Annotated in this window: 6 protein-coding genes; 5 read left to right on the top strand and 1 reads right to left on the bottom strand. The window is 58.7% G+C overall.

The window, feature by feature from the left end; genetic code table 11:
• Positions 1 to 29: 29 nt before the first annotated feature.
• Entirely contained in the window at positions 30 to 773 is a 744-nt protein-coding gene (locus K9857_RS29570) for a phosphatase PAP2 family protein (RefSeq protein WP_224541997.1), read from the bottom strand.
• Positions 774 to 990: 217 nt separating this feature from the next.
• Between K9857_RS29570 and colR the strand changes: the two genes are divergently transcribed.
• From colR to K9857_RS29595, 5 genes are all read left to right on the top strand, one after another.
• On the top strand, positions 991 to 1674 hold the full coding sequence (gene colR, locus K9857_RS29575; protein ID WP_224541999.1) for a two-component system response regulator ColR: 684 nt from the start codon (positions 991 to 993) through the stop codon (positions 1672 to 1674).
• Positions 1664 to 2950, top strand: coding sequence for a sensor histidine kinase (locus K9857_RS29580; RefSeq protein WP_224542001.1), 1287 nt, complete (start codon positions 1664 to 1666; stop codon positions 2948 to 2950). Before colR ends, K9857_RS29580 begins: the two co-directional genes overlap by 11 nt.
• Positions 2951 to 3100: 150 nt before the next feature.
• The gene (locus K9857_RS29585) at positions 3101 to 3769 is read left to right on the top strand and encodes a class I SAM-dependent methyltransferase (RefSeq protein WP_224542004.1); all 669 of its coding nucleotides are present in this window, start codon (positions 3101 to 3103) and stop codon (positions 3767 to 3769) included.
• A gap of 4 nt (positions 3770 to 3773) precedes the next feature.
• Positions 3774 to 4487 carry a lipopolysaccharide kinase InaA family protein gene (locus K9857_RS29590; RefSeq protein WP_224542006.1) on the top strand — a complete coding sequence of 238 codons (714 nt, stop codon included), beginning with the start codon at positions 3774 to 3776 and terminating at the stop codon, positions 4485 to 4487.
• A gap of 2 nt (positions 4488 to 4489) precedes the next feature.
• A complete protein-coding gene (locus tag K9857_RS29595; RefSeq protein ID WP_224542008.1) occupies positions 4490 to 4708 on the top strand; it encodes a hypothetical protein in 219 nt (72 codons plus the stop codon).
• Positions 4709 to 4993 lie beyond the last annotated feature (285 nt).

A 4993-nucleotide genomic window follows, 5' to 3' on the forward strand; every position in this document is an offset into this window, starting at 1 on the left:
GAGCGAGGCTTGCCCGCGAAGGCGTCAGATCAGGCGCCGACAGGTTCGACCTTGCTCACCTTCTCAGCCGTGGACGCCGGCCGATACAGCAGCCAGTAATAAGACCCCAGACAAATCAGCCAGCAAAACACCGCCGTCCAAACGTTGTGCGAGAAAAAGTGCGCACCCTGCATCATCCGCCCGATGGAAAATACCGACCCCAAAGCAAAAGCGAAGACAAGCGCCGCGCGGGCCAGCCGTGGTCGACGGTCGCGCAGCACGAAGAACAGCGCGAACAGCGTGAACCCTGTGGCGGCATGACCTCCTGGCCAGCACCGCCCGGGTTTTTCGGTCTGCGGACGAGGGCTCAGCAATTCGCTGTATTTTTCATGACCGCCGAATTGCTCAAGACTCCATGGGCACTGCACCGCCGTCACCGCCTTCATCGGCGTGACAAAGGAAGTCGCCAGCCCCAGGGAAAGCACCAGGCAGCCCAATTCACGCTTGTAGGGTTTAAGCCGCTCGACAAAAAATGAGCCCATGTAGCCGAAGATGGCCAATACCGAGAAGCCGATGACCACCTGCTTGGCGCGGTCATGCAGGATGTCTTCGAGGAAGTAACTGTGCCGGCCGATGAAGTCGCCGGCGACCGGATCGTAGAACAGATTGGCCAGGTTCATGTCGAGTGAAGTCAATTCGAGCAACACCAGAATGATCGCGGTGACGGCGGGAATCCCTAGGCAGATCCAGAAATTGAGCGGGCGTGAGGCGGGGCGAGTAACGGTCGAAACCATGGCAGTTCCTGGGGCGGTGAAGTGATCTGAGAAGCGCAACCGCGCGGATTATGAACCCGATCCCGTGGTCTGCTTGTGAATCGATAGTGAAAAAATCGTTAAGGTCCCCCCTTTTTTCGCACAAGATCGGCAACTGCACGCAAGTCTGGTAGCGAGCCAGACTTGGCCGTAAGCTGCGCGGGCCAAGACGGCCGTTACTGTGTACGGAGAGATACCCATGCGAATTCTTTTGGTTGAAGACAACCGCGATATCCTGGCCAATCTGGCTGATTATCTGGGGCTCAAAGGCTACACCGTGGATTGCGCTCAGGACGGTCTGTCGGGCCTGCATCTGGCGGCCACCGAGCACTACGATTTGATCGTGCTCGACATCATGCTGCCCGGCATCGACGGCTACACCCTGTGCAAACGCCTGCGCGAAGATGCCCGTCGGGACACCCCGGTGATCATGCTGACCGCTCGCGATCAACTGGACGACCGCCTTCAGGGCTTCAAGTCCGGTGCCGACGATTATCTGATCAAACCATTCGCCCTGTCGGAACTGGCGGCGCGGGTCGAAGCAGTCATGCGTCGCTCCCAGGGCGGCGGTCGCCGCACCCTGCAGGTTGCCGACCTGAGCTATGACCTGGACACCCTGGAAGTCAGCCGCGAAGGCCGCTTGCTCAAACTCAACCCCGTCGGCCTGAAGCTGCTGGCGGTGTTGATGCAGAAAAGCCCACACGTTCTGCGCCGGGAAATTCTCGAAGAAGCCCTCTGGGGCGATGACTGCCCGGACAGCGACAGCCTGCGCAGCCATGTCCATCAATTGCGCCAGGTGATCGACAAACCCTTTGCCAAACCCCTGCTGCATACCGTGCACGGTGTGGGTTATCGCCTGGCAGAGGGGCGTGATGGAGTTTAAACAGAGCCTTGCCCAGCGGATCATCATCGCCTTTGCGCTGATGAGCGCACTGGTGGCCGGCGCCTTTGCCATGGGCATCGTGGCGACGGTGCACCTGGTGGAAGAAAAGCTGATCTCGGCGGGGCTGGGCGGCGACCTTCAGCGCCTGTTGTTGATGGATAACGTCTCCGACTGGAGCCATCGCCCCGAACCGGACCAGCTGTTCTATTTCAGTGGCGGACCCGGAGATTTCGAGCTGCCCAAGGATTTGAAGCACCTGGATTCGGGCTTCCACGAAGTGTTTCGCGAGCAGTTGTCTTATCACGCGATGGTCGAGATCGTCGACGGAAGGCGCTATGTGTTGCTGCAGGATCAGAGCGACTTCGAGGAGCGTGAGCGGGTGCTGTTCGCCGTGGTGCTGGTGGGTTTCGTGCTGAGCCTGGCGCTGGCGGTTTTCCTCGGCTGGGTCCTGGCGCGCAAGGTCATGGCGCCGGTCGTGCGACTGGCCCGCCAGGTGCGTCACCGCGATCAGTTGCTGGGGCTGGCGCCGCCCTTGGCTCCGGACTATGCGGCGGACGAGGTCGGTGAACTGGCGGTAGCTTTCGACGCAACCCTTGGACGCCTGCGCCAGGCGTTGACCCGCGAGCGCTTGTTCACCAGCGACGTCAGCCACGAACTGCGTACGCCTTTGATGGTACTCGCCAGTTCCTGTGAACTGCTGCTGGAAAACCCCGGGATCGATCAGCGCGGCCGGGCTCAGGTCGAACGAATTGCCCGTGCCAGTGAAGAAATGCGTGAATTGGTGCAAACCTTTTTGATGTTGGCCCGTGCCAAGCGCGAAGATGCCGGCATGTCGCCGCATCAGTCGCTCGCTCAGGTGGCCGATGGTCTGCTCAATCTGTGGCGCGAGCCGATCGAAGCCAAGGGTTTGCGGCTCATTTTTGAACCTGGCGAGCCGCAGGACGCGCGTTACAACGCGACACTACTGCACGCGGTGATGGGCAACCTGTTGCGCAACGCCTTGCATTACACCGAGCAGGGCTTCATTCGCCTGACGCTGACTGACAACGGTTTCATTGTGGAAGACAGCGGCGTCGGCATCCCCGAGGAAAAACGCGAAGCGATGTTCGAGCCGTTCGTGCGGGGCACGGAAAAGCGCGGCGACGGGTTGGGGCTTGGGCTTTCGCTGGTACAGCGAATCTGTGAAAACCAAGGTTGGACGGTCGGCCTGACCACCATGGAACCCAATGGTTGTCGTTTTCAGGTGGATCTGCTCACGCCTGACCAGAAAGGCTGAAACACGAGTAATCCTGACAGGCGGCAGGCCCTGTAAAACCTCGAAATACTTCGAGGTTTTACATGACAAATTTTTCACAATCGCATGACCTGACGCCGACATTGGGCTGCCTAAGGTAGTTGCCATTCGAAAGTACAGGAGACCTTTGTGATGGCCGGCCCGATCAAACTTGATTTTTCCCAGAAATATGACGACGAACATGCCAAGCGTTATCTGCGCAAGCACAAGGATGGTCTGGGCCGCCGGCTGTCGCACTGGCGTGATGTTCAGATGGCCCGAAAGGCCCTGACAGCGGTCGGTGAGCCGGGCCTGGTACTTGATCTGCCCTGCGGCGCGGGACGCTTCTGGCCGATGCTGGCGGAAAAACCCAACCGCGTGATCATCGGCGCCGACAACTCCGAGTCCATGATCAAGATCGCCACCCAGTCGCAACCGGCCGAAGTGGTAAAACGGGTACAACCCTTGCACACGTCTGCATTCGACATCGGCTTACCAGATAACGCCGTCGACAGCATATTCTGTATGCGTTTGCTTCATCACATCGGTGAGGCCGAGCATCGGCTGGCTATTTTGCGCGAATTCGAGCGCGTCAGCCGTGACAGCGTGATCCTCTCGCTGTGGGTGGATGGCAATTTCAAGGCCTGGAAACGCAAGCGCGCAGAGAAAACCCGTGGGCAGGAAGGTTACCAAAATCGATTTGTGTTACCTGCTGCTACGGTGGAGAAGGAATTTGAGCAGGCTGGGTTCCGAATTCAGGAACGTCTGGACTTTATACCGCTCTATGCCATGTGGCGAGTTTACGTATTACGCAAGAGGTAACAGGATGGCAGTGCAGTATGCAGAGGGATCGGGTATGGGTTCCGAGGACCGTTTCGACTATTTCTGGAATCAGCGCGGTGACTGGGTAGAAGAGCCCAATGTCCGTCGTGGTGGAGAAAGTGGCGTGCAACGGGTCATGGGCAGTGATGGTCAGCTGCTTTATGTGAAGCGCCAGACCGGGCATATCCATCGCTCGCTGCTGCACCCGTTCGGCCGGCCGACGGTTCTGCGTGAGCGTGACGCCCTCAATGGTGTGAGCAAGCTCGGTGTTCGTGTGCCGCAGATCGTTTACTGCGGCGCACAGCGCGACCCGGTGCACAAATGGCGCGCATTGCTGGTCACCAAATCCCTGGATGGTTTCGATGAAATCGAAAACTGGTACGCGGCAGGTGGCCGGGAGCGTTACGGCGAGGTGGTGCACGATCGCGTGCTGAAGGATCTTGCCGAGAACCTGGCGCGCATGCACAAGGGGCGTTGGCAGCACAGTTGCTTGTATATCAAGCATGTGTTTTTGCGTGTGACGGGCGAAGGTGAGGCGGCCAAGGTCGAGGTGGCGCTGATCGATCTGGAGAAGTGCCGGCAGCGGATGACCGCGGGGCAAGCGGCGGCTCATGACATGAAGCAGCTGCGTCGCCACTCGTCGTTCAATCCGGCGGATTGGGGAAAGCTCGTCTACTTTTACAAGACGGCGTTTGGCAGCGCTATCAAAGGTTTATAGCGATGAAACTCGAAGTTGCGCGAGGTTTGTTTCTAGTAGGAGCCTTGGCAGTTGCTTCACTGGCGGTGGCTGCCTGGGAGCAGCCCCGCACGCAAGTTCTCAGTTCGGTTAATGGTGAAAGTTGTCCATTGCCGCGGGTGGTCAAAGCGGTATCGGCGAGTCAGCCGGATCATGATTTGTTGTTGTTTGTGTTTGGGATGTCGCAGGGATTGAAACCCTAGGGTTTGGAATGATTGAAGCCAACAAAAAAGGCCTCGCTGAATGCGGGGCCTTTTTATTGGCTTTGTGGCGATGCTCTTTTGGTTGGATACATATCCATTGCTGCGGGCGCGGCTGCTGTCTGTTCCGCCCTGACGGTCGGGTCACTTTTGGCAAACGCCCCAAAAGTAACCAAAAGGTCTTGCCCCAACGTTCGGCCCCTCGCTGGAGCTCGGGGTTCCTTCGCTCCGGCATTCATCCGGGGGCATCGCCTCCGGTTTGCTTCGCTGCACCTCCTCTCGATGTGT

This window comes from Pseudomonas sp. REP124, assembly GCF_020164475.1.
In the GTDB taxonomy this organism is placed as follows: domain Bacteria; phylum Pseudomonadota; class Gammaproteobacteria; order Pseudomonadales; family Pseudomonadaceae; genus Aquipseudomonas.